The 22389-nt window shown below is 71.4% G+C and carries 24 protein-coding genes; 16 read left to right on the top strand and 8 right to left on the bottom strand.

All coding sequences use genetic code 11. From position 1 onward, the window contains the following. Positions 1-403 precede the first annotated feature (403 nt). Both ACLF3M_RS27810 and ACLF3M_RS27805 read right to left on the bottom strand, forming a co-directional pair. Positions 404-772 (bottom strand): hypothetical protein, encoded by a 369-nt coding sequence (locus tag ACLF3M_RS27810; RefSeq protein ID WP_430660263.1) that lies wholly within the window; start codon positions 770-772, stop codon positions 404-406. 13 nt (positions 773-785) lie between these two features. Next, positions 786-1040: a hypothetical protein gene (locus tag ACLF3M_RS27805; protein ID WP_430660262.1), complete on the bottom strand. Its 255-nt coding sequence runs from the start codon at positions 1038-1040 to the stop codon at positions 786-788. 398 nt (positions 1041-1438) lie between these two features. On the opposite strand from ACLF3M_RS27805, the gene ACLF3M_RS27800 reads away from it, so the two are divergent. From ACLF3M_RS27800 to ACLF3M_RS27790, 3 genes are all read left to right on the top strand, one after another. Next, complete coding sequence (locus ACLF3M_RS27800) at positions 1439-2077, top strand: hypothetical protein (protein WP_430660261.1); 639 nt, start codon at positions 1439-1441, stop codon at positions 2075-2077. Between the two features lie 425 nt (positions 2078-2502). Then, positions 2503-3726, top strand: coding sequence for an HlyD family efflux transporter periplasmic adaptor subunit (locus ACLF3M_RS27795; RefSeq protein ID WP_430660260.1), 1224 nt, complete (start codon positions 2503-2505; stop codon positions 3724-3726). Between the two features lie 11 nt (positions 3727-3737). After that, entirely contained in the window at positions 3738-5681 is a 1944-nt protein-coding gene (locus tag ACLF3M_RS27790) for a glycosyltransferase (protein WP_430660259.1), read from the top strand. A gap of 36 nt (positions 5682-5717) precedes the next feature. Here ACLF3M_RS27790 and ACLF3M_RS27785 read toward each other — a convergent pair whose 3' ends face one another. From ACLF3M_RS27785 to ACLF3M_RS27775, 3 genes are all read right to left on the bottom strand, one after another. Beyond that, the gene (locus ACLF3M_RS27785) at positions 5718-6404 is read right to left on the bottom strand and encodes a hypothetical protein (RefSeq protein WP_430660258.1); all 687 of its coding nucleotides are present in this window, start codon (positions 6402-6404) and stop codon (positions 5718-5720) included. Between the two features lie 76 nt (positions 6405-6480). After that, the gene (locus ACLF3M_RS27780; protein ID WP_430660257.1) at positions 6481-7317 is read right to left on the bottom strand and encodes a hypothetical protein; all 837 of its coding nucleotides are present in this window, start codon (positions 7315-7317) and stop codon (positions 6481-6483) included. A gap of 136 nt (positions 7318-7453) precedes the next feature. Continuing rightward, positions 7454-7927 (bottom strand): CYTH domain-containing protein, encoded by a 474-nt coding sequence (locus tag ACLF3M_RS27775; RefSeq protein ID WP_430660256.1) that lies wholly within the window; start codon positions 7925-7927, stop codon positions 7454-7456. 56 nt (positions 7928-7983) lie between these two features. On the opposite strand from ACLF3M_RS27775, the gene uvrB reads away from it, so the two are divergent. The 3 genes from uvrB to ACLF3M_RS27760 all read left to right on the top strand — a co-directional run bounded on the left by uvrB (position 7984) and on the right by ACLF3M_RS27760 (position 11194). Continuing rightward, on the top strand, positions 7984-10194 hold the full coding sequence (gene uvrB, locus ACLF3M_RS27770; RefSeq protein WP_430660255.1) for an excinuclease ABC subunit UvrB: 2211 nt from the start codon (positions 7984-7986) through the stop codon (positions 10192-10194). Positions 10195-10290: 96 nt separating this feature from the next. Then, on the top strand, positions 10291-10512 hold the full coding sequence (locus ACLF3M_RS27765; protein ID WP_430660254.1) for a YMGG-like glycine zipper-containing protein: 222 nt from the start codon (positions 10291-10293) through the stop codon (positions 10510-10512). 67 nt (positions 10513-10579) lie between these two features. Then, positions 10580-11194 carry an SRPBCC family protein gene (locus tag ACLF3M_RS27760; RefSeq protein ID WP_430660253.1) on the top strand — a complete coding sequence of 205 codons (615 nt, stop codon included), beginning with the start codon at positions 10580-10582 and terminating at the stop codon, positions 11192-11194. Between the two features lie 13 nt (positions 11195-11207). Here the strand turns inward: ACLF3M_RS27760 and ACLF3M_RS27755 are convergent, their stop codons facing one another. Beyond that, positions 11208-11516, bottom strand: a complete 309-nt coding sequence (locus ACLF3M_RS27755; RefSeq protein WP_430660252.1) for a hypothetical protein — start codon at positions 11514-11516, stop codon at positions 11208-11210. 79 nt (positions 11517-11595) lie between these two features. Between ACLF3M_RS27755 and folB the strand changes: the two genes are divergently transcribed. The 3 genes from folB (at position 11596) to ACLF3M_RS27740 (ending at position 14878) form a co-directional block, all read left to right on the top strand. Next, positions 11596-11988 carry a dihydroneopterin aldolase gene (folB, locus tag ACLF3M_RS27750; RefSeq protein ID WP_430660251.1) on the top strand — a complete coding sequence of 131 codons (393 nt, stop codon included), beginning with the start codon at positions 11596-11598 and terminating at the stop codon, positions 11986-11988. 365 nt (positions 11989-12353) lie between these two features. Then, entirely contained in the window at positions 12354-14246 is a 1893-nt protein-coding gene (gene uvrC, locus ACLF3M_RS27745; RefSeq protein WP_430660250.1) for an excinuclease ABC subunit UvrC, read from the top strand. Between the two features lie 53 nt (positions 14247-14299). After that, a complete protein-coding gene (locus tag ACLF3M_RS27740) occupies positions 14300-14878 on the top strand; it encodes a YqaA family protein (protein ID WP_430660249.1) in 579 nt (192 codons plus the stop codon). Here the strand turns inward: ACLF3M_RS27740 and ACLF3M_RS27735 are convergent. Further along, positions 14869-15708, bottom strand: a complete 840-nt coding sequence (locus tag ACLF3M_RS27735) for an oxidoreductase (RefSeq protein ID WP_430660248.1) — start codon at positions 15706-15708, stop codon at positions 14869-14871. The genes ACLF3M_RS27740 and ACLF3M_RS27735 overlap by 10 nt on opposite strands. A gap of 99 nt (positions 15709-15807) precedes the next feature. Here ACLF3M_RS27735 and ACLF3M_RS27730 point away from each other — a divergent pair, with 99 nt between their 5' ends. The 7 genes from ACLF3M_RS27730 to ACLF3M_RS27700 are packed head-to-tail and all read left to right on the top strand — an operon-like array spanning position 15808 to position 21515. Next, positions 15808-16713, top strand: a complete 906-nt coding sequence (locus ACLF3M_RS27730; RefSeq protein ID WP_430660247.1) for a LysR family transcriptional regulator — start codon at positions 15808-15810, stop codon at positions 16711-16713. A 56-nt stretch (positions 16714-16769) separates the two neighbouring features. Continuing rightward, positions 16770-17384 (top strand): CDP-diacylglycerol--glycerol-3-phosphate 3-phosphatidyltransferase, encoded by a 615-nt coding sequence (pgsA, locus tag ACLF3M_RS27725; RefSeq protein WP_430660246.1) that lies wholly within the window; start codon positions 16770-16772, stop codon positions 17382-17384. Between the two features lie 53 nt (positions 17385-17437). Beyond that, on the top strand, positions 17438-18106 hold the full coding sequence (locus ACLF3M_RS27720) for a hypothetical protein (RefSeq protein ID WP_430660245.1): 669 nt from the start codon (positions 17438-17440) through the stop codon (positions 18104-18106). A gap of 13 nt (positions 18107-18119) precedes the next feature. After that, positions 18120-18371: a molybdopterin converting factor subunit 1 gene (gene moaD / locus ACLF3M_RS27715; protein ID WP_430660244.1), complete on the top strand. Its 252-nt coding sequence runs from the start codon at positions 18120-18122 to the stop codon at positions 18369-18371. Positions 18372-18373: 2 nt separating this feature from the next. After that, positions 18374-18832, top strand: a complete 459-nt coding sequence (locus ACLF3M_RS27710) for a molybdenum cofactor biosynthesis protein MoaE (protein WP_430660243.1) — start codon at positions 18374-18376, stop codon at positions 18830-18832. Then, positions 18832-20160 carry a hypothetical protein gene (locus ACLF3M_RS27705; protein WP_430660242.1) on the top strand — a complete coding sequence of 443 codons (1329 nt, stop codon included), beginning with the start codon at positions 18832-18834 and terminating at the stop codon, positions 20158-20160. The genes ACLF3M_RS27710 and ACLF3M_RS27705 overlap by 1 nt, the downstream gene beginning before the upstream one ends. Further along, positions 20157-21515 carry a hypothetical protein gene (locus tag ACLF3M_RS27700; protein ID WP_430660241.1) on the top strand — a complete coding sequence of 453 codons (1359 nt, stop codon included), beginning with the start codon at positions 20157-20159 and terminating at the stop codon, positions 21513-21515. Before ACLF3M_RS27705 ends, ACLF3M_RS27700 begins: the two co-directional genes overlap by 4 nt. Here ACLF3M_RS27700 and ACLF3M_RS27695 read toward each other — a convergent pair. Further along, positions 21458-22360 carry a branched-chain amino acid aminotransferase gene (locus ACLF3M_RS27695; RefSeq protein WP_430660240.1) on the bottom strand — a complete coding sequence of 301 codons (903 nt, stop codon included), beginning with the start codon at positions 22358-22360 and terminating at the stop codon, positions 21458-21460. The two genes, ACLF3M_RS27700 and ACLF3M_RS27695, sit on opposite strands and share 58 nt — an antisense overlap. Positions 22361-22389 lie beyond the last annotated feature (29 nt).

The following is a 22389-nucleotide window of genomic DNA, read 5'->3' as shown; positions in this document are numbered from 1 at the left end:
GTGCAGCGGCGACAACCGGAATTGCGTGACGGATCAGCGAGAGTATGGACGTAGAGCGCATCAGGGCGATCTCCGCCGGCCTGGCCGGGGCATCGCGTTCGCCAGGACCGCGTGTTGCATCTGGTGGCTCGGTGTTCCCCAAGCATCGAGGTCGCAAGAATGTGGGGCTGCAGCATCATACATTGGCGCGCCGGCCCAGGGCCAGTTCGCCAGCTGATTGCCGTTCCGAGACGCTCGCTTACGGCTGGGTCTAAGCCCTATGACCGGACAGAGTGCAGCTACACGCAGGCCCGCAAATCGCGATGGTGAAGCTGCTGGTCACCGCGGACAGTGCGTCATCTCTGGCCCTGAAAAGTGAGCCTCCGGACCCTGTTACGTCGTCGAAGGCTGCTGCCCGGCCAACCTAACTTGCCGGATTGCCTTTCGGCACCGTGGCACCAGCTTGCGGTCCTCCGGTACGATTGGCGACGGCGAGCGGTAGCAGCCGCTCGGCCAGACTCCGCAGCGCGTCATGCGCATCGGACTGAGCCGCGCTGATGCCAATGGCGTTTGCCCTAGCAGGGTCGCCGGCCCGTACGACCAGTATCTCCAAGTACGCGAGTAGCTGCTCCAACTTGATTAGCGGCGTATCAGCGTCGGCCGCCACATGCGCTAACAGGAGAGCCATGCCGTTCATCGCGGCATCGGCCTTCGCTTCGGCCAGAGTCGCGCGTGCCGCCACCTTCCACAGGAGCCGGACCAGCTTCTCCGCTTCGTCGCCAGCCTCGCCCATCGCTGCTCCGCGATCATGATTTCCAGGGCACCAACCTGTGAGGTGGCAGATAGATCATACCTCGCGCATTGTTGTTACGTAAATGGAGTATTGCGCGAAACCATTCGCGCGTTGCGAGTGCGGCGTTGCCGACTTCGCCCGCCACCGGCGTCGCCTTGAACTCTGCAACTCCGATGCGCGAACGGTTCCGGCGAGCAACTTCGCAGGTGATTGCCGCTCTGGGCTGCACGTCGGTGCGTGGCGTGAAGTTACCTTTCAGGCGGGACAAGCGGAACAGCGAGGGTCGGGACTCAGAGTGAAGTACGATCCTGGTCGGCGGCGTCGCCGCTCATGTCCGCTCCTAGGCGCGCCGCAGCACGCTGATGATGACAACCCAGGGTTTGTAGCAATCGCTTTTGCTCGCATCTACATTTCCGAGGCGGCGGGCACATTAGGGGGCCTCGTGTGTTGGCCTGCCATCCCCCCCTTCGGGTGTTCGTCAGCGGCAAGAGGCTGTGCCCGCCGCGCTCCGGAGCTTTCTCTTTGGCTGTGCACCCCGGTCTCTGACACTGGAAGCCGAAATGGCTATTCGGTGGAAGACCCCGCCACTGATGCTCGCCGAGGCTGCAACTACCATCATCCTTGATCGGTTCTGGACGGAGGGCGGCACGCGAGTGGGAGGCCTCCATGTATCTGACGGTGAGGACGTATCGCGGCACCGCCGGCCGGCCGGACGACATCGCGCACCTCGTCAAGGGAACGCTCTTGCCGATGCTCAGCGGCCTGGCGGGGTTCGGCGCCTACTTCGTTGCCGCGGCTGCAAACGAGCGAACCGTCTTCGCCACCACGCTGTTCGACAGCCGTGAACACGCTCTTGCGGCCAACGAGCAGACACGGGCCTGGGTGGTGGGTCATTTGCGCGAAGCTCTCCCGAACCCACCGGAGGTGATCGGGGGCGAAGTGCTGCACGCGGAGAGCGTCGAGCTTCGCGAAGGCTCAGACTCCGCGCATACGCTCGCCATCATCACGTTCGGAGCCGGGGGGCTTTCTCTAAAGGCCCTTGAAGCCGTGCAGCAGTCGGTTGTCGCGGGGGCGCCGGACGGGGGAATGGTTCCAGGTGTGTTGAGCTACGTCACCGCCCGAAGCGAGTCCCACACCGATCAGGGCGTCGTTGTGCTGCTCACGAGCGACAAGGACGAGGCAGCACGGCCTGTACACGGCGCCGTGGCGGAAGAACTTGCGGGCACGCTACCCTCGCGTCCGGAGGTATTGGAAGGCAAGGTGATGATTGCGGTCACCAGCGGGCGCATCGTCTCACCCTCCTGATCCGGACACGGATGACGCGGATGGCGCTGAGGGCCCCTGAGGGATCCGCTGGATAGCCTTTCGGTGTTCAGGGAAGGCGGGAAACGTGCCCGTGATGGAGCAAGCCGCTCTGATGGGCTCTTGGGGGCGTTCTGCGGCATGGTCAATCGAGGCTCCGAGCCGCGCGTCCTGCGCACGAGCTAAGGTAACGGCGCTGCCCCGACCTCCCGATAAACAGGTCATGGCTCGCTGAGCTGAAAGCCGAGGTTTTCCGCGAGGTTTGGGGCTCCAATGCGTGTCCCTCACCCGGCACCACGCCGACCCGAATCGCGACCGTCTCTCGTTGCGAGACGTAATCGAGTTTTTACGAATCTGGGCGACCCTGGTCCCCAGCCATGAACGACATCCCCCCGCTCCGCGCGCCGCTCCTCCCTCCTTCCGAGCAGATGAGCCGGATCGCACCCGCTCCACCGCCGCCGTCGAAGCGCAAGCTGCCGGTGGGCCGCGCGCGGCTCGTCGTCGCCGCGGTGCTGGTCGGCACCGCCGCTCTCGGGCTCGCCCGCCAGCAGTTCACCGTCGCGACGGAACACGCGGTGGTCTCGGCCACAACCATCCCGCTGCGCACGCCCATCGGCGGCGAGGTCGCGCGCATCGCGCTGCGCGCCGGCGAGGAATTGCCGGAGGGCGCTGCGGTGCTGGTCGAGAATCCGCGCGCCGACCGCCGGCGGCTGCTCGACGTCCTGGCCGAGCGCGACCGGGCGGCGGACGAGGCGGCCTCGCTCGGCGCGCAGATCGCGTCGCTCGACGATCTCTCCGCCAGCCTCGCCCAGCGTGCCGCGGCGTACCGGGAGGAGACCGCGCGCATGCTCTCCGCCGGCGTCGAGGAAGGGCTGCGCCAGCTCGCCGCCGCCGAGGCGCGCGCCCGCCGCGCCGGACAGGAGGCGACGCGCACCATCGAGCTCGCCCGCGGCGGCTATGCCGCGGCGTCGCTGCGGGAACGCGTCGAGGCCGATCGTGACGCCGCGCTGCAGGAAGCCGGCGCCTTCGCCGCGCGCGGCGCGGCGCTCCGCGCTCAGGAGGAGGCGCTGTCGCGCGGCTTCGTGCTGAATGGCGGCTTCGGCGGCGTCGGATATCTCGACCAGCGGCTCGACGAGATCGCGATGCGCCGCACCGACCTGGCGCGCCAGCTCGCGGCGCAGCAGGCCGCGCTGGCGCGCGCAAGCCGGCGTGTGGCGGAGGAGACGGCGCGGCACGAGACCGAGCGCGCAGCGACGCTGCAGGCGCCGCCCGGGCTGCGTGCCTGGCGCGTGCTGGCGGCTCCCGGCCAGCGCGTGCAGGCCGAGGAGACGGTGGCGGAGCTGCTGGATTGCCGTGCGGTCTTCATGCTCGCCGTCGTCGCCCAGCGCGACGTGCCGATGATTCAGCCCGGCCAGCCCGCCCGCGTGCTGCTGGATGGCGATCCGACGGAGCGGGCCGGCGTGGTGCACGGCTTCCTGCCCGACGGCATGGTGACCGAAGGCGGGCGCATCGCCGCCGTCCCGACGCGCCCGCGCGGCGGCGGCCAGGTCGTCCAGGTGGACATCGCGACGCCGCCACAGGGCCCGGCCTGCCCGGTCGGGCGCACCGGCCGCGTCATCTTCGAGCGACCCGTCGCCCTGCCCGGCCTCTGAGGCAGGCAGGGATGCTGGAGGATTGGGTCCCCGCGATGCTCGCGATCGGGCTGCCGCTGCTGGTGGCGAGCCTGATGGACGTGGACCGCCCGGTCGCGCGGGCGCTGATGCTGCTGCCCGCGATCGGCTGGCTGCTGCACTACATGGCCTGGCGCTGGACCGCGCCGCTGCGCGATGGCGGGGTGCTGCAGCAGGCCTGGGCGCATGGCTTCCTCGGGCTCGAGACACTCGGCGCGCTGTCCTCCCTGCTGGTCTGCGCCACGCTGCTGCGCCACGCCGACCGGTCCGAGCAGGCGGACCGGTCGATCCCGCACGCGCTGCGCGACGCCCCGGTGGACGTCTTCATCTGCACCTACAACGAAGGGCGCGAGATCCTGGAGCGCACGATCCTCTGCGCGACGCACATCCAGCATCGCGACCTCAGGGTCTGGGTGCTGGACGACGGCGCGCGGCCCTGGGTGCGGGACCTCGCCGAGGAGCTCGGCGCGTTCTATCTGCATCGGGTCAAGGGCAGGCACGCCAAGGCCGGCAACGTCAACAACGGGCTGCGCCATGCGCTGGCGATCGGGCGCCGCCCGGCCTTCATCCTGCTGCTCGACGCGGATTTCGCGGCGCACCGGCGGATCCTGCGCCGTACCCTGCCGCTCTTCGCCGAGCCCGATGTCGGCGTCGTGCAGACGCCGCAGCACTTCTTCAACCCGGACCCCGTGCAGTCCGGCCTGCTGTCCGCCCAGGCCTGGCCCGACGAGCAGCGCTTCTTCTTCAATACGCTGCTGCCCGCGAAGGATGCCTGGGGCGCGGCCTTCTGCTGCGGCACCTCCGCCGTGATCCGCGTCCAGGCGCTGCTGGATTCCGGAGGCATGGCGACCGAGACGGTCACCGAGGACATGCTGACCAGCTTCCAGATGCAGGAGCATGGCTGGCGCACGGTGTTCCTGAACGAGCGGCTGTCGGCCGGCCTGGCGCCGGAAGGTCTGTCGGAATACGTGACGCAGCGCTGCCGCTGGTGCCTCGGCATCGTGCAGCAGGGCTTCACGCGCTGGTCGCCCTGGGGTCCGGCGCGGCTGACCCTCGCGCAGCGCCTGTCGCATTTCGACTCGCTGCTCTACTGGATCGGCACCTTTCCCTATCGCGTCGCCGTGCTGGCGGCGCCGGCGCTGTTCTGGTGGTTCGGCCTGCGCTGCTTCCAGGGCGAGGACGGCGATCTCCTCGCCTACCTCGTGCCTGCCGTTGGCGGCATCGTCGTGACGATGGGCGTGATCTCGCGCTGGCGGCTGATGCCGGTCCTGTCTGATGTCACGCAGCTTCTCGTGACCTTCCCGATCATGGTCACGGTGGCACAGGCGCTGGTGAAGCCCTTCGGACGGCCGTTCAAGGTCACGCCGAAGGGCATCTCACGCGACACGGTGACGGTGCAGTGGGGGCTGCTCGCGCCCTGGGCGGTGATGGCGGCACTCACCGCGGCGGGGATGGCGATGCACGTCTCGGAATGGAGCAGCGCGCGGACGGGCCACGGGTATTCGCTCAACATGGCCTGGAGCCTGCTGAACCTCTTCACCTTCGGCATCGTCATCGCCTGCTGCGTGGAATTGCCCCGTCCGCGCATCGAGGAACGCTTCGCGACCGACGAGCCCGCGCAGATCATGACCGGCCCGGGGGGCTGGACGGGCGTGCGGCTGCGCGACCTCTCGACGCGTGGGGCGCGGATCGAGATCGCTGGGGCGCTGCCTGGCGCGGGAAGCCGCGGGACGCTGCTGCTTGATGGCGGCGCGCTGCGCATCCCCTTCGAGACGACGCGGCAGCTGCCCGACGGCGCGGCGATCCGCTTCCTCGCGGACGATGCGATCCGGCGGCAGCTGCTGCTGCGGCTCTACACCGGCGGCTACGTGAACGAGGCCGAGGGCGTGGACCTGCTGCCGGCGGTGCGGGGCACGCTGAGGCGGCTGTTGGGCTGAGGCCTTCCCCGTTGTGGCGGGGAAGGCCTCGCCGATTCAGGCGACGTCGCCGGGGCGGCGCCGGGTCGGGTCGTTGGCGCTGGTAACGTCGTCGTTCAGGCCGGGCGCGGCCATGCCGCCGCCGAGCGCGCCGGCTGTGCCTGCCGCGGTGCCGGTCGCGGTCGTGCCGGCGCCAGGGCCCGTCCAGCCGGCGTCGCGCCACTCGCTAGTGCGGCGATCCATGTCCACCGGGCCATGCCGGTCGAGGATGCGCTCGGCCTCGGCGGCGCGGGTGTCGTCGGCGACGCGCACGACCACGAGATGGCCGCCGCGGCGAATGCCCTCGGAATAGGTCGCGGCATCCTCCTCGCCGAAGCCGGCGCCGGCCAGGCCGCCGAGCAGCCCGCCCGCCGCAGCGCCGACGCCCGCGCCGGTCAGCGTCGCAACCAGCCAGCCTGCGGCCACGATCGGCCCGATGCCCGGGATCGCCAGCGCGCCGAGGCCCGCCAGCAACCCGGCCCCGCCACCGAGCACGGTGCCGAGCGTCGCGCCGGTGCCCGCTCCGGTGTCGGCCCCGGTATCGCCGCGCGTCGTGGTCGTGCGGGTGGTGTCATTGGCGGAGGTCCCCTGCCCCGCGACGTAGCTGATGTCGTCGCGCGCGAAGCCCGCGCCTTCCAGCTCGTTCACCGCGGCCTGCGCGGTGCTTGAGTCGTCGAAGAGTCGTGCGATGGTCCGGGTGGCCATGATGTCCTCCTGAAATCGGTGCGTTCGGTCTGCCCGGCAACGCCGCGCCTTCAGCGCGGCGTTGCCGTTCTGTTGGTCAGCGCGGCGTCGCCACGACGTTGCCCTGGTAGTCCAGCGCGACGCCGGTCTGCTGGCCGTTGCGCATGGCCTGGCCGCGCCAGATGCCCTGGTCGTCCTTGGTCAGCCCCTGCACGTCGCTGAAGCCGGCATCGCCGATGCGCGCGCGGGCCTGGCCCTCGGTGAAGGAGTTGGCGCCGGCAACTGGCGCCGCGGCGGTGCGAGGCTCGGTGTGCTGCGTCGTCGCGGCCGGCGGGCTCGGGTCGCTCGAGGTGCCGCGGTTCGGCGGGTTGGCGCCGGTGGCGTTGTCGCGCGGCGTCGTCACCTGCGCGGTGCCGCGGCCAACATCGGGCTGGCCAGAAGGCGCCTGGGCTCCCTGACCACCGGGGACGCCGCGATCAGGATTGGTGGCGCCCTGCGCCGTGACCGGCCCGGTGCCCTGCATGGTCTGGGCGCTCGTGCCCTGGCCCTGGCCGACCGTCTGCGGAGAGCCCGTGCGGCTGGTCGCCGGCGTATCCGGGGAGGTCAGGTTCTGCGCGCGGGCCTGCGGCGACTGCCCGCCCTGGGCGTTCGGCGCGGCCTGGCCCTGCGCCGTCGTGCCGGCCGGGTTCATGCCAGGCGCGGTGCCGGCCTGGCTGCCGGCCGGCATCGGGGTCGGGTTGGCCTGTGACGTGGGGGCGCCCTGCGCCGCGGCGGCGCCGGTCGAGCCCATGCCCGGCGCATCGCCGGCGCGGCTGCCGGGCGGCATCGGGCTCGGGTTCACCTGCTGGCCGGTCGGCTGCTGCGCGAAGGCGAGCCCGCCGAAGCCGAGCGTCGCCGCAACTGCCGAGGCCATCGCCGCCTGCCTGAACGTCATCGCCATGATGCTGTCGTCTCCTTCCGTTCGGGCACGCGGCCCGGTCGGCGGAGTCAACGGAAGCGCGCGGCGGATGTTCGTCGCGCGGCCGTTACGTCACCTCACACGAGCGCGAGCGGAACGGCCTACGGGGACGTCATCTGGCGCTCAGTGCGGCGGCGAGGGCGGCGTTGCTGTAGCGCGGGTCGTCGGTGACCTCGGCGCCGAGCCAGGACGGCAGGGGCGGGTCCACCTCCTCGGAATCCAGCTCGACCTCGGCCAGCACCAGGCCGTCCAGCGCGGCGGGCGCGTGGAACTCGTCCACCGTCCAGAGATGGCCTTCATGCTCGACCTCCCACCGCGTCTTGGACAGGACGGCCAGGGGCGAGAGGGCCAGCATGCCTTCGGCATCCGGCGCGGGGATCGGGTACTCGAACTCGGCCCGCACCTTGCCGCCCGGGCCCTTCACCGTGAGGAAGGCGCGATCGCCGGCGAGGCGGACGCGCACCGAAGGCTGGGCGCGGCCGCCGGCGGCCAGGTAGCCCTGGCGCATCGGGGTGCCGACGCCGCGCGTCTCCGCCCGCCAGGCCGCGTTTGCCACCAGGAACTTGCGCTCGATCTCGATACCCATAACCGCGGTGTAGCCCGGCGCTTCACGGCGGGGCCAGGGGCGCCCACATTCGGGGCATGAACGTCCTCGCGCCCACCCCGGTCCTGTTCTACCCGCAGAAGCGTCCCCCCCTGGCGAACGGTCAGCGCCTGAAGGTGGTCTCGCCCTTCGAGCCCAATGGCGACCAGCCCGCGGCGATCCGCCAGCTCGTCGCCGGGCTGGAGAATACCGAGCGCGACCAGGTCCTGCTCGGCGTCACGGGGTCGGGCAAGACCTTCACCATGGCCAAGGTGATCGAGGCGGTGCAGCGCCCCGCCCTCGTGCTCGCGCCGAACAAGACGCTCGCCGCGCAGCTCTATGGCGAAATGAAGAGCTTCTTCCCGGAGAACGCGGTCGAGTATTTCGTCAGCTACTACGACTACTACCAGCCCGAGGCCTACGTCCCGCGCACCGACACCTATATCGAGAAGGACGCGCAGATCAACGAGCAGATCGACCGTATGCGCCACAGCGCGACGCAGGCGCTGCTGGAACGGCCCGACGTGATCATCGTGGCCTCCGTCTCCTGCATCTACGGCATCGGCTCGGTCGAGAACTACTCCCGTATGGTGGTGAAGCTCGAGCGCGGCGGGCGCATCGACCGCGACGTACTTATCAAGGGCCTGGTCGAGCAGCAGTACCGCCGCAACGACAGCTTCTTCGCCCGCGGCACCTTCCGCATCCGCGGCGAGACCGTGGACATCTGGCCGTCCCACCTCGAGGACCGGGCCTGGCGAGTGTCGCTGTTCGGCGACGAGGTGGATGGCCTGCGCGAATTCGACCCGCTGACCGGGGAGGTGGTGGGCGAGCTCGACCGCGTCGCGATCTACGCCAACAGCCACTACATCACGCCGCGGCCGACGCTCCAGCAGGCGATCCGCGAGATCAAGACGGAGCTGAAGCGGCAGCTCGAGATCCTGCACCAGCAGGGCAAGCTGCTGGAGGCGCAGCGGCTGGAGCAGCGCACGACCTTCGACATCGAGATGCTGGAGACCACGGGCAGCTGCAAGGGCATCGAGAACTACAGTCGGTACCTCACCGGCCGGAAGCCCGGCGAGCCGCCGCCGACGCTCTTCGAATACCTGCCGGAGAACGCGCTGCTGATCGTGGACGAGAGCCACGTCACGGTGCCGCAGATCGGCGGCATGTACCGCGGCGACTTCGCGCGCAAATCCATCCTGAGCGAGTTCGGCTTCCGCCTGCCCTCCTGCATGGACAACCGCCCGCTCAAGTTCGAGGAATGGGACGCCTATCGCCCGCTGACCGTCTTCGTCAGCGCGACGCCGGGACCGTGGGAGATGGAGCGCACCGGCGGCGCCTTCGCCGAGCAGGTGATCCGCCCCACTGGCCTGGTGGATCCCGTCACCGAGATCCGCCCCGTCGAGGGCCAGGTTGACGACCTGCTCGCGGAATGCCGGGAAGTCGCGAAGAAGGGCGGGCGCGTGCTGGTCACGACGCTGACCAAGCGCATGGCGGAGGACCTCACGGAATACATGACGGAGGCCGGGATCCGCGTGCGCTACCTCCATTCCGACGTGGATACGCTGGAGCGCATCGAGATCATCCGCGACCTTCGGAAAGGGGTATTCGACGTCCTCGTCGGCATCAACCTGCTGCGCGAGGGCCTCGACATCCCGGAATGCGCGCTGGTCGCGATCCTGGACGCCGACAAGGAAGGCTTCCTGCGCAGCACGACCAGCCTGATCCAGACCATCGGCCGCGCCGCGCGCAACGCCGAAGGCCGCGTCGTGCTCTATGCCGACGTGATGACCGACAGCCTGCGCCGCGCGCTCGAGGAGACGGCGCGTCGCCGGGCCAAGCAGATCGCCTGGAACGAGGAACACGGCATCACGCCGCAGACCATCAAGCGCGACATCAGCGAGGTCCTGCAGTCCATCTACGAACAGGACTACGTGACGGTCGAGGCGGTGGAGGGCGACGACACCGCGAACTTCGTGGGCAAGGACATCGGCGCGACGATCGCAGAGCTGGAGAAGCGGATGCGCGCCGCCGCCGCGGACCTGGAATTCGAGGAAGCCGCGCGGCTGCGCGACGAGATCAAGCGGCTGGAGTCGCTCGAGCTCGGGCTGCAGCCCAACCTGGCGGGCCGGCCGCTGCAGGCCGAGGCGCCGGCCAGGGGCGGCAAGGCCCGACCGAAGAAGGAGGATTGGAAGCCGAAGCCGCTCGGGCCCGGCGGCGGGGGATACGACCCGGCGAAGGGCAAGGGCGGCCGAGGCCGGCGGCGTTGACGGAAGCGTGACCGTTTGTCGGCAGCCCCTGCCCTTCCGTTGCCACAACCTGCCGCTGTATTGCGCCCCGGCAAATCCACGCCGGAGGAGATTCGCATGCGCAAGAAGCTCGTTGCTGCCGCCATGGTTCTGGCCGTGGCCGCCCCGCTCGCGGCCTGCGAGGGGATGAACCGCACGCAGCAGCGCGCCCTGTCGGGCGGCGCGATCGGCGCGGCGGGCGGCGCGGCGGTGGGCGCGCTGACCGGCGGTTCGCTCGTGACGGGCGCGCTGATCGGCGGCGCCGGCGGCGCGGCGGTGGGCGCCCTGACCTCGCGCTGATCCCGGCGCTCGGCGCAACGGCGCGCCAATGGCGGCGTTGCCCCTGGTCTTGGGACAGGGGCTCCGCATGGCCGATCACAGCGCGCGCATCGCCGTCTTCCGGCCGGCGCAGGACGTCTACGAATTCCTCGCCGACCCCATGAACCTGCCGCGCTGGCAGCCCTCCCTGCGGGAAGCCTTCCGCGAGGCGCCTGACCGCATCCGTGCGATCGGCGGCGGCCTCGGCGCACAGGGCGTGGCCGCGCATATGCGCTTCGTCGCCGCGGCGGAGGACCGCAGCCTGTCCTGGGCCACGGCGACCGGCGTGGGCTGCGCCGGCGACATCCGCGTGCATGAGACGCCGGACGGCGCGGAGGTCGAGCTGAACCTGCGGCTCGCCGCCCGGGCCGACCGGCCGGATGCGCTGGCACGCTGGACCGGCGACGCCGCGCTCGATGTCGCCGCCGCCCTGCGCTCGAGCCTGGAAGCCATCCGCCTGGTGTTCGACGGCGTGACCTCGGAGGTGGAGCCGGTGTCGGGCGGGATGCAGGCCGACCCGCGTGAGGCGCCGCTGCGGGACAGCCGCGCCTTCGGCATGAGCGCCACGCAGAACCCCGACGAGATCGCGCGCCCCGAGACGGACTACCCCGAAGGCACCTCGCCCGAGGACACGCCGGAGGAGGAGTTTCCGGCCCGGCGCTGAGCGGATCCGATTCTCAGCGGCCCAATCCGACCCCGCAATCCGACAGCAGCGCGCCCGCATTGCCGCGCGCGTTGTTGGCGACCTGCGCGACGCGCAGCGAATCCTGGGCCGGCAGCGTGCGGACCAGGCAGCTCGACAACGCCACCACGTCGAAGCCGGGCCCGCAGCGCAGCGCGGCCGCCGCGACCCGGCCGCAGAAGGCGCGCTTCTGCTCCGGTGTCTCGGGCTGGGACTGGCCGAGGCCGGGGATGGTCGGCAACCCCTGCCCCGCCGCCGGCCCGGCCAGGGCGAGCGCCATCGCGATGATTGCCGTCCGCCGCATCCGCATGCCGCCCCTTCGCAATCCCCGCGCGGCCGGTCAACCCGTGGCCAGGACGCGTGGGAAGGCGTAACCACGCGCCATGCTCTACGCCCCCGATGCCGACGCACGGCGCCGCGTGGTCTTCCTGCGCGGACTCGAACTCCAGGCGCGGCTCGGCGTGCACCCGCACGAGAAGGCGGCGCCGCAGCGCATCCGGCTGCATGTCGAACTGCTGGTGGACGACGAATCGGCGCCGGCCTCGGTCGGCCCGGACTCGCTGCACCGCGTCGTGGACTACCAGAGGTTGGTGGAACTCGCGCGATCGGAAGTCGCGGGCGGCCATGTGCTACTCGTCGAGACGCTGGCCGAGCGCATCGCGGGTGCGGCGCTGGACGACCCGCGGGTCGAACGCGCACGGGTCACGGTGGAGAAGCCGGAGGCCTTCGCCGATGCGGAATCCGTCGGCGTGGTGGTCGAACGGCGGCGGGCATGAAGCTGGCCGCGCGTCCTTCAAGTTTCTGTTATCCCTTTGTTACATCGCTGGTTTTCGGCTGGCGGCGAAGCCGACCCGGAACGGTACTTGTCCACCGAGGTCGCATGCGCGTGAGCGCGGACGCCTCGTCAACCGAAAAGTTTGGGTTGACAGGGCCCGCAGAGTACCGTCAGGCGAATTTTCTTGTCGTTTCAAGAGGATAGCGAAACTGCACAAAATCCGGGCAATGCAGCGTGACTGGCGGATGACAGCCATTTCGCGGGATTTCCGCACCTCGCGTCCACAGAGTTTTCCACAGCTTTAGTGGACAACTGCCGGACGCCCCGGCTGACCTCGGCCAGCCCGGAGCGCCATATCAGACGCACATGAACGGCGAGACCGACACCCCTCCGGACGCCCCCGAGGCGCCGCCCGCCATGGCCGGGCTGCAGATCCTCGAGACAGCCTTGCCGACGCTGCCGCTGACGCCCGGCGTCTACCGCATGCTCGATGCCAAGGGCGATGCGCTCTATGTCGGCAAGGCACGCAGCCTGCGCCGTCGCGTGACCGCCTACACCCAGATCTCGCGCCTGCCCGAGCGCCTGCGGCGGATGGTCTTCGAGACCCGGAGCCTCGAGATCATGACCACGGCCAGCGAGGCCGAGGCGCTGCTGCTCGAAGCCAACCTGATCAAGCGCCTGCGGCCGCGCTACAACATCGTCCTTCGCGACGACAAGTCGTATCCCTGGCTGGTCCTGACCGAGGACCATCCCTACCCCCAGATCACCAAGCACCGCGGGGAGCGGCGCAAGGGCGCGAGCTACTGGGGCCCCTTCGCCAGTGCCTGGGCGGTGAACCAGACGCTGACGGCGCTGCAGCGCGTCTTCCTGTTGCGCTCCTGCCGGGACACCGTCTTCGACGCGCGCACGCGCCCCTGCCTGCTGTTCCAGATCAAGCGCTGCTCCGCCCCCTGCGTCGGGCGGATCAGCCAGGAAGGCTATGGCGAGCTCGTGCGGGAGGCGAAGGAGTTCCTCTCGGGCGGCACGCCGTCCATCCAGCGCCGCCTGGCGGCGGAGATGGAGCAGGCCGCGGAGAGGCTGGAGTTCGAGCGCGCCGCGGCGCTGCGCGACCGCATCCGCGGCCTGACGCATGTGCAGGGCCGCGACCGCGTGAACCTGGATGGCGTGGGCGATGCCGATGTCGTCGCGCTCCACCAGATGGCCGGCCAGTCCTGCGTGCAGGTCTTCTTCTTCCGCGGCGGCCGCAACAACGGCAACCGGCCCTATTTCCTGTCGCACGGGAAGACGGACCAGCCGCCGGAGGAGGTGATCGGCGCCTTCCTCGCCCAGCTCTATGACGACCTGCCGCCGCCGCCGCTGGTGCTCGTCAGCCACGACCCGCAGGACGCCGATGTCCTGCAGGAGGCGCTGAGCCTCAAGGCCGGCCGCAAGGTCGAGATCCACCGCCCCCAGCGCGGCGAGAAGCGGTCGGCCGTGGAGCACGCCCAGACCAACGCACGGGAGGCGATCGAGCGCCGCATGGCTGAGGGCGCCGCGCAATCCGAGCTGCTGCAGGGCGTCGCGCGGCTCTTCGACCTGCCAGACCAGCCCGAGCGGATCGAGGTCTACGACAACAGCCACATCATGGGCACCAACGCCTATGGCGTGATGATCGTGGCGGGGCCCGCCGGCTTCCTGAAGCAGCACTACCGGAAATACGGCATTCGCGATGCGAAGCCGGGAGACGACTTCGCCATGATGCGCGAGGTCTTCGAGCGCCGCTTCGGCCGTGCGCTTAAGGAGGACCCGGAGCGCGAGACCGAGACCTGGCCCGACCTGGTGCTGATCGACGGCGGCGCCGGCCAGCTTTCCGCGGCTCGGGAAATCCTGAACGAGATGGGGCTGCACGACATCCCGCTGGTCGGCATCGCCAAGGGCCCGGACCGCGACGCCGGCCGGGAATGGTTCCATCAGACCGGCAGAGACCCCTTCCAGCTGCCGCCGCGCGATGCCCTGCTGTACTACCTCCAGCGGCTGCGGGACGAGGCGCACCGTTTCGCGATCGCCTCCCACCGCGCCGGCCGTTCCAAGGCGATCACGAAGAGCGAGCTGGACGACATCCCCGGCGTCGGCAGCGCGCTGAAACGCAAGCTGCTCAACCATTTCGGCTCGGCGCGCGGCGTGCGCAACGCGGCGCTCGAGGATCTCGAGAAGGCGCCGGGCGTCGGACCCTCCGTCGCGCGCAAGATCTACGGCCACTTCCACCCCGCCGACGGGTAGCCGCCGGCGGCGGGCCGTGGCTATGGTCCGGCCGCATCCCGGAGCGTTCCGCCTTGCTGCATGCCCTCTACAACAGCGTGATGAACCTGGCGCAGCATCCGCGCGCGGGCTTCTGGCTCGGTGCGGTCTCCTTCGCCGAGAGCAGCGTCTTCCCGATCCCGCCGGATGCGATGTTGATCCCGATGGCGCTGGCGCGCCCGGACCAGGCCTGGCGGCTGGCGACGATCTGCACGGTCTGTTCCGTGCTGGGCGGTATCCTCGGCTATGCGCTGGGCTACTTCCTGTTCGAACTGCTCGCGCAGCCCATCCTGGCGGCCTATGGCTATGCCGACGCGCTGCTCCGGTTCGAGGACTGGTTCCAGCGCTGGGGCGCGGCGGTGATCCTGGTGAAGGGCCTGACGCCGATCCCCTTCAAGATCGTCACCATCGCGGCCGGCGCGGCCAAGATGAGCTTCCCCGTCTTCCTCGCGACCAGCCTGGTCACCCGCGCGGCGCGCTTCTTCCTGCTCGCCGCGCTGATCCGGCGCTTCGGGCCGGGGGTGAAGGACTTCATCGAGCGGCGCCTCGTGCTGGTCACCAGCGGCGCCGCCGCGCTGGTCGTGCTCGGCTTCCTCGCGCTGCGCTACGTCTGATCCGCCACGGCCGTCGCGCGCGACACCGCTTCCCAGGCCGCGATCTCGGCCAGCAGCGTCTCGGCATGGCCGCGCACGGCCTCGACCGCGTCGGCGCCCAGCACCAGGCGCAGCGGCGTGCGCTCCGCCCTCAGCGCCTGCGCCACCGCGGCCGCCGCCTTGGCAGGATCGCCCTGCTGCGTGCCGTCCATGCCACGGGCGAAGCCGCGGATCGGCGCAAGCGCCTCGCGGTAGGGCTCGAGCACCGGCATGTGGCGCAACGCGCTGCCGCCGGCGAAGCCGGTGCGGAAGGCACCGGGCTCGACGATGATCACCTTGACGCCGAAGGGCGCCATTTCCTGTGCCAGCGCTTCCGAAGCCCCCTCCAGCGCGAACTTGCTGGCGGAATAGGCGCCGAAGCCGCCGAAGCTCATCTGCCCGCCCATCGATGACATCATCACGATCGCGCCCGAACGCTGCGCCCGCATCGCAGGCAGCACGGCGCGGGTGACGGCGATGGCGCCGAAGAAGTTGGTCTCCAACTGGGCGCGAAGCTCGGCGTCCGGCGTCTCCTCGATCGCGCCGACGCTCCCGTAGCCCGCATTGTTGACGAGCACGTCGATCCGCCCGAAGCGCGCCAGGGTCGCGCCGACCGCCGCCTCGGCCTGGGCGGCCTGCGTGACGTCCAGCGCCACGGCCAGCACGCGCTCCGGCGCCTCCGCGACCAGCCCGTCGAGCGCCGCCGGATTGCGCGCGGCGGCGACCACCTGGTGGCCCTGCGCCAGCGCGTGCCGCGCGAAGGCCAGGCCGAAGCCGCTGGACGCGCCGGTGATGAACCAGGTCTCTCGCATAGGATGCTCCTCCGTTCCGTAGTGGGCCGGAGGATGGAGCGCGGCGGCGCCGACGATAACGTGGCGCGATCCGCATGGATCATGCGATATCGTTCAGCAATGGATCGCGACCTCCTGCCCCATCTTCCCGTCGTGCTCGCCGTCGCACGGCGGGCCGGCTTCGCCGCCGCGGCGGCCGAGCTCGGCATGGGCGCTTCCGCCGTGTCGCACGCCGTGCGCCTCGTCGAGCAGCGGCTCGGCACCCCGCTCTTCGCGCGCACCACCCGCAGCGTGGCCCTGACCGAGGCAGGGGCCGAGCTCGTCGCCGCCCTTGGCCCGGCCTTCGCGGGCATCGCGGAAGCCACGGAGCGACTGGCGGCGTCGCGCGGGCAGGTCGTCGGGACGCTTCGGATCAACGCACCATCCGTCGCGCTGCCGATGGCGCTCGCGCCGATCCTGGCCGCGCTGGCCGCCCGGCATCCCGCCCTGACGGTGGAGGTCGCGACCGACAACGCGCTGACCGACATCGTCGCCGCGGGCTTCGATGCCGGGATCCGCCTAGGCGAGATGGTGGCCGAGGACATGGTCGCGACGCGCCTCACGCCCCCGTTCAGCGCCCTGATGGTCGCGAGCCCCGGCTACCTCGCGGCACGCGGCACGCCGGGGCGGCTCGCCGACCTCGCGCAGCACAACTGCATCGGCTTCCGCCTGGCGGGCTCCGGCGCGGTCTATCAGTGGGAATTGCGGGAGGACGGCCGCGATGTCGCGGTCGCGGTCCGCGGCAGCGTGCGGGTGACGGACCCGCTGGCGGCGCGCGACCTGGCGCTGGCCGGCCTCGGCCTGGCTTATGTGTTCGAGCCGCTGGTGCGGGATGCGCTGGCGGATGGCCGCCTGGTTGCGGTGCTGCCCGGGACGGCGATCGAGGAGCCAGGCCTGTTCCTCTATCATCCGCGCCGTGCGAGCGAGGCGGCGAAGCTCCGGGCCTTCCTCGATACGGCCCGCGCGTTGCGCCGACGAGACCGCTGAACGGTCACGCACCGCAACTCGCCTGCCCCGTCCGCTTCTGCTAGAGGGAAGTCCGGATGCCGACGGACCTGCCGAACCTCCTGACGCTGTCGCGCATCGCGGCCATACCCGTCCTGGTCGCGCTGGCGGCGCTGCGCGAACCCTGGGGCGACGTGGCGGCCTGCGTCGTCTTCTCCGCCGCCGCCATCACGGACTATTTCGACGGGAAGTTGGCTCGGGATTGGCAGCAGACGAGTGCCTTCGGCCGGATGCTCGATCCCATTGCGGACAAGCTGCTGGTCGGCGCCGCCCTGATGCTGCTGGCCGGGATGGGGCGGCTGTCGGATTTCGGCCTCTACCCCGCGATCGTGATCCTGCTGCGGGAGATCCTGGTCTCCGGCCTCAGGGAATACCTGGCGGGGCTTTCGGTCGGGCTGCCCGTGACGAAGCTCGCGAAATGGAAGACCGGGTTCCAGATGGGGGCTCTCGGGACGCTGCTGGCGGGCGACACGGCGGCGCAGGTGCTGCACTTGTCCTTCCTGCCGATCTCGCTGATCGGCGAGATCATGCTCTGGACCGCGGCGGCGCTGACGCTGATCACGGGCTGGGACTACCTGACGGCGGGGCTGCGCCACGCCGGCGGGCCGGAGTCCGCGCGCCCCTCCCAGCCGCGCGAACCCGCCCGCTCTTGAGGCTTGGCCCCGCGCAGCGCATCTTCCTGGAAATGCACGATCGGAACGTGTCCATGCCTATCGCGATCAGCGGCCGGATGCTCGGGGCAGCCGGGCTCGGACTGGCAGCGCTGCTCGGTGCCTGCGCGCCTGAAACCGGCTTCCAGGATGCGCAGTGGTCGCCGCCCATCATCGCGCGGCTGCCGGCGACCGCCGCGGGACCCGCGCAGACCGGGGACAGCCTGACCCTGCAGCGCGTCCGCGGCGTCCAGCCCGAGTTCGACGCCGTCATGCCGGAGGAAGGCAATGTCTGGCCGGCGCAGGAAGCGCAGCGCGCCACGCTGATGAGCGGGCCGGACGAGGCGATGCGCAACATCCCAGACTACCGCCCCTCCCTGGTCCCGGGCACCGGGGAGCCGGTGCGCTCCCCGGTGCCGACGCCGGGCGTGCCGGGCAGCGGCAGCCCGGGCGGCCTCGGCACCCAGGGCCTGCCGCCGCCCCCGCCGCTGACGCCGACCCCGGCGCCGCGCGTGAGCGGCACGGGCGGCGTGGGCCTCCCGCCGGAGGGCCGGGTGCTGACCAGCCCCTCTGGCCGTCCCGCCGTGACCACCGGCCAGGCCGGCAGCGTCAGCGGCGTGACCTCCCCCAGCGGCGGCGGAGCGGTGATCCGCGACGGCAATGTCGAGACCTGGATCGGTCCGGACGGCCGCGCCCGCACCCGCGTCGTCCCGCTCGGCCAATAGGGCGGGGCGCGGCTTGCGCATCCTCTATTTCGCCTGGCTGCGCCAGAGGATCGGGGTTGCGGAGGAGGAGGTCTCCCCGCCCGAAGCCGTGCGTGACGTCGGGGGCCTCGTCGCCTGGCTCGCCGCGCGGGGCGGCGGGCATCAGGCGGCCTTCGCCGATCCGCGCCAGGTGCGCGCGGCCGTGAACCAGGATTTCGCCGCGCCCGACACGCCGGTCGCGCCGGGCGACGAGGTCGCCTTCTTTCCGCCGGTGACGGGCGGCTGACCGTGTCGGTCACGCCGCGCATCCTCGTGCAGGGGGCCGCCTTCGACGTGGCGTCGGAGACGGCACGCCTGCAGGAAGGGCGCACCGATGTCGGGGCGATCGCCAGCTTCCTCGGGGTCTGCCGGGCCGATGGCGGCCTGTCGGCGATGGTGCTGGAGCATTATCCCGGCATGACGGAGCGCGCGCTGGCGCGCATCGTCACCCAGGCCTGCGAGCGCTGGCCGCTGACGGGCTGCACGGTGATCCACCGCCACGGCAGGCTGCTGCCGGGCGAGCCCATCGTGCTGGTGCTGACGGCCAGCGCGCACCGCACGGCCGCATTGGAAAGCTGCGCCTTCCTGATCGATTGGCTGAAGACCAGGGCGCCGTTCTGGAAGCGCGAGGAATTCGCCGACGGGGCATCGCGCTGGGTCGAGGCCAAGGCCGAGGACAACGAGGCGGCCGCGCGCTGGGCGCGCTGATGCGTCCGCTGGCGATCCTGGCGGGCGGGCTGCTGCTGATCTGGCCGGCCTTCCTGAACGGCTATCCCCTGGTCTTCAGCGACACCGGCGCCTTCCTGCACCAGGTCGCGCCGCCGCCTTCGGGCCCGCTGGTCATCTGGGACAAGCCGCATGTCTACGGGCCGCTGCTGCTGGCCTTCTCCGCGCGTGCGACGCTGTGGGGGCCGGCGCTCGCGCAGGGGCTGATGCTGTCCTGGCTGCTGTGGCTGGCGCAGCGCGCGCTGCGTGGCAGCGCCGGGACCGGGGCGCATCTGCTGGTCTGCGCGGCAACGGCGCTGCTGACCACGGCGCCCTTCACCGCGGCGCTGCTGATGCCGGACGTCTTCGCGCCGGCGGTGCTGCTGGCGATGCTGCTGCTGGCCTTTGCGCGTGACGCGATGTCGCCCGCCGAGGCCCTGGGCCTCTTCCTGGTCGCTGCGGTTGGCATCGCAGCGCACCTCTCGCACCTGCCGATGGCGCTCGCGATCGTCGCTCTCGCGCTGCTGGTGACGCGGCGCCCGGCGGCGGCGCTGCGTGCGGCCGCGCCGCTCGCCGCCGCGATCGCGATCCTGCTCGGCACCAACCTGTGGGGGCATGGGCGCGCGAGCCTGTCGCCGCATGGCGCGACCTTCCTGCTGGCGCGGCTGCAGGCGGACGGGCCGGCGGCGGCGGTGATCAAGGAGCGCTGTCCGGCCGTTGGCTGGTATCTCTGCGCCTTCTCCGACCGGCTGCCGATGGACAGCGACGAGTTCCTCTGGGCGCCGGACAGCCCGGTGAACCGCGCCCCCGACGGCAGCGCGCGCTTCCTCGGCGGCGCGCTGCTCTCGCCCGAGGCCGGTGTCATCGTCGCGGAGACGCTGCGGACCCGCCCGCTCGAGGTCGCGCAGGCTATGGCCAGCAATGCGCTGCGCCAGATGGGCCTGGTGCTGGCGGGCGACACGCTGGTGGCCGACCATCTCGGCGTCGCCGTCCGGCCGCGCATCGCCGAAGCCTTCCCCGCGCGCGAGCTCGCTGCCTTCGACGCGGCGCGGCAGCCGCGTGGCGAGCTGACGGGACTGGCCGCGCCGCTGCGCTGGCCGCACATCGTCATGCTGGCCGCCGGCGCGGCGCTGGCGCTGCTGGCGTGGTGGCGCACGGCGCGGCAGGGCGACGTCAGGCGCCTGGGCCTCGTGCTCGGCATGCTGGTCGGGGTGACCGCGAACGCCCTGGCGACCGGCGCGCTCTCCAAGCCGCATCCCCGCTACGAGGCGCGGATCCTGTGGCTGATGCCGGTGATCGCCGGGCTGGCGCTCGCGCCGCGGCGGCGATGAGGTCGCTTGCCGCCATCGTTGCCGGGGCCGCGCTGCTGGCCTGGCCGGCCGCGCTCAACGGCTATCCCCTCGTCTTCATCGATACGGTATCCTACCTCGGCCAGACCGTCTTCCCGGAGACGCCGTGGGACAAGACGCAGGCCTATGGGCTGTTCCTGCATGCTTTCCACTGGCGCATCTCGCTCTGGCCGGCGGTGGCGGTGCAGGCGCTGATCGCCTCGCACCTGACCTGGCTGGCGCAGCGTATGGTGCGCGGCGAGGCGGCACCGGGGACGCATATGCTGGTCTGCGCCGCGCTGGCGGCGCTGACCGCGGCGCCCTGGACGCTGGCGACGCTGATGCCAGATGCGCTGACAGGGCTCGGCCCGCTCTGCCTGATCCTGCTGGGCTTCGCGCGGCTGTCGCGGATCGAGGCGACCTGGGTCGCGCTGGTCGGCGCGGTCGCCCTCGCCTCGCATCTGTCGCACCTGCCGGGGGCGGTCGCGCTGCTGATGATGACGGCGCTGCTGACGCGGCGCCTGGCGCCGACGCTGCGCGTGGCGCTGCCGCTGGCGCTCGCGCTGGCCTTCCTGGCGGGGTCGAACCTGGTGTCCTTCGGCCGCGCGACGCTGTCGCCGCACGGCGCGGTCTTCCTGCTCGCGCGGCTGCAGGACGACGGGCCGGCCGCGGCGCTGCTGAGCGAACGCTGTCCGGCCGCGGGCTGGCATCTGTGCGCCTTCACGGACCGGCTGCCGATGGACAGCGACGAGTTCCTATGGAGTCCCGACAGCCCGCTGAACCGCAACGCCGACGGCTCGCCGCGGCCGATGGGCGGCGTCGCGGGCGCCGTCGAGGCGCGCGAGATCATCGCCGCGACGTTGCGCGCGCATCCGCTGGAGGTCGCGCTGGCCATGCTGCGCAACACCGCGCGCCAGGCCGTGCTGACCTGGGCGGGCGACACGCTGGTGAACGAGCACCTCGACTTGTCGGCGCGACGCGCGATCGCGGCCGGCCTGCGGCAGGAACTCGCGGATTTCGACACCGCGGCGCAGATGCAGGGCACGCTGCCGGCCCGCGCCGCGCCGTTCCTCGCGCTGCATGCGCCGGTGCTGGCGCTCTGCCTCCTCGCCCTGCCCTGGCTGGCCTGGCGCGCGATCCGCGCGCGCGACCTGCCGCGGATCGGGCTGCTGGCCGGGATGCTCGTCGCGCTGTTGGCGAACGCCGCCGCCACCGGCGCGCTGTCCAAGCCGCATGAGCGCTACCAGGCACGGATCGTCTGGCTGTTGCCCCTGGCGGTGATGCTCGCAGCGCCGCCGCCTCAGGCCGCGAGGCGCGAGGCGACCTCCTCCGGCGGCATCCGCACCAGCGCCTCGTAGTCCCGCAGCAGCGTCTCCGTCACGACGCCAGGGGTGAAGCGGTGCTCGCCGACCTCGCGCACCGGCGTGATCTCGGCGGCGGTGCCGGCGAGGAAGACTTCGCTGGTCCGCGCGAGATCGCTGGGCGGGATGGTGCGCTCCACCACCTCGATCTGGCGCTTCCGCGCCAGCGCCATCACCGTGCGGCGCGTGATGCCGTCGAGGAAGTTGACCGGGGTCGGCGTGTGCAGCGCGCCCTCGATCACCAGGAAGACGTTCGCGCCGGTGCCCTCGCTGATGTTGCCCTGCCAGTCCAGCATCAGCGCGTCGTCATAGCCCTCGGCCGAGGCCTCGTGCTTGGCGAGCGTGCCGATCATGTAGAGGCCCGCGGCCTTGGACGCCGTCGGCGCGGTCTCGGGGTGCGGGCGCTTCCAGCGCGCCCAGGTCAGGCGCAGCCCCTTCATGCGGTCGCCGCCATAGAGGTTCGGCCAGGGCCAGGCCGCGACCGCCAGGTGGATGCGCGACTGCGGGGCGGCCACCGAAAGCTGCTCCGTCCCCCGCCAGGCGACCGGGCGGACATAGCCCTCCGTCAGGCCGTTGCGCGCCAGCGTCTGGCGGCAGGCCTCGTCGATCTCGTCGGCGGTCCAGGGGATCTCGAAGCCCAGGATGCGGCCGGACTGGATCAGGCGCTCCGTATGCTCACGCAGGCGGAAGACGTGGCCGGCATAGGCGCGCTCGCCCTCGAAGACCGAGGAGGCGTAGTGCAGGCCGTGCGTCAGGACGTGGATGCGCGCCTCTCGCCAGGGGACGAAGGCGCCGTCCTGCCAGATCCAGCCGTCGCGGTCGTCGAAGGGCACCAGGGCCATGGCGGCATTCCTCCTTGCTTCCCGGCGCC

This window comes from Falsiroseomonas sp. HW251, from assembly GCF_050563545.1.
Lineage (GTDB): Bacteria > Pseudomonadota > Alphaproteobacteria > Acetobacterales > Acetobacteraceae > Falsiroseomonas.
The sequence above is the reverse complement of the archived record's forward strand: the minus strand, read 5'-3'. Positions and strand labels throughout refer to the sequence as shown.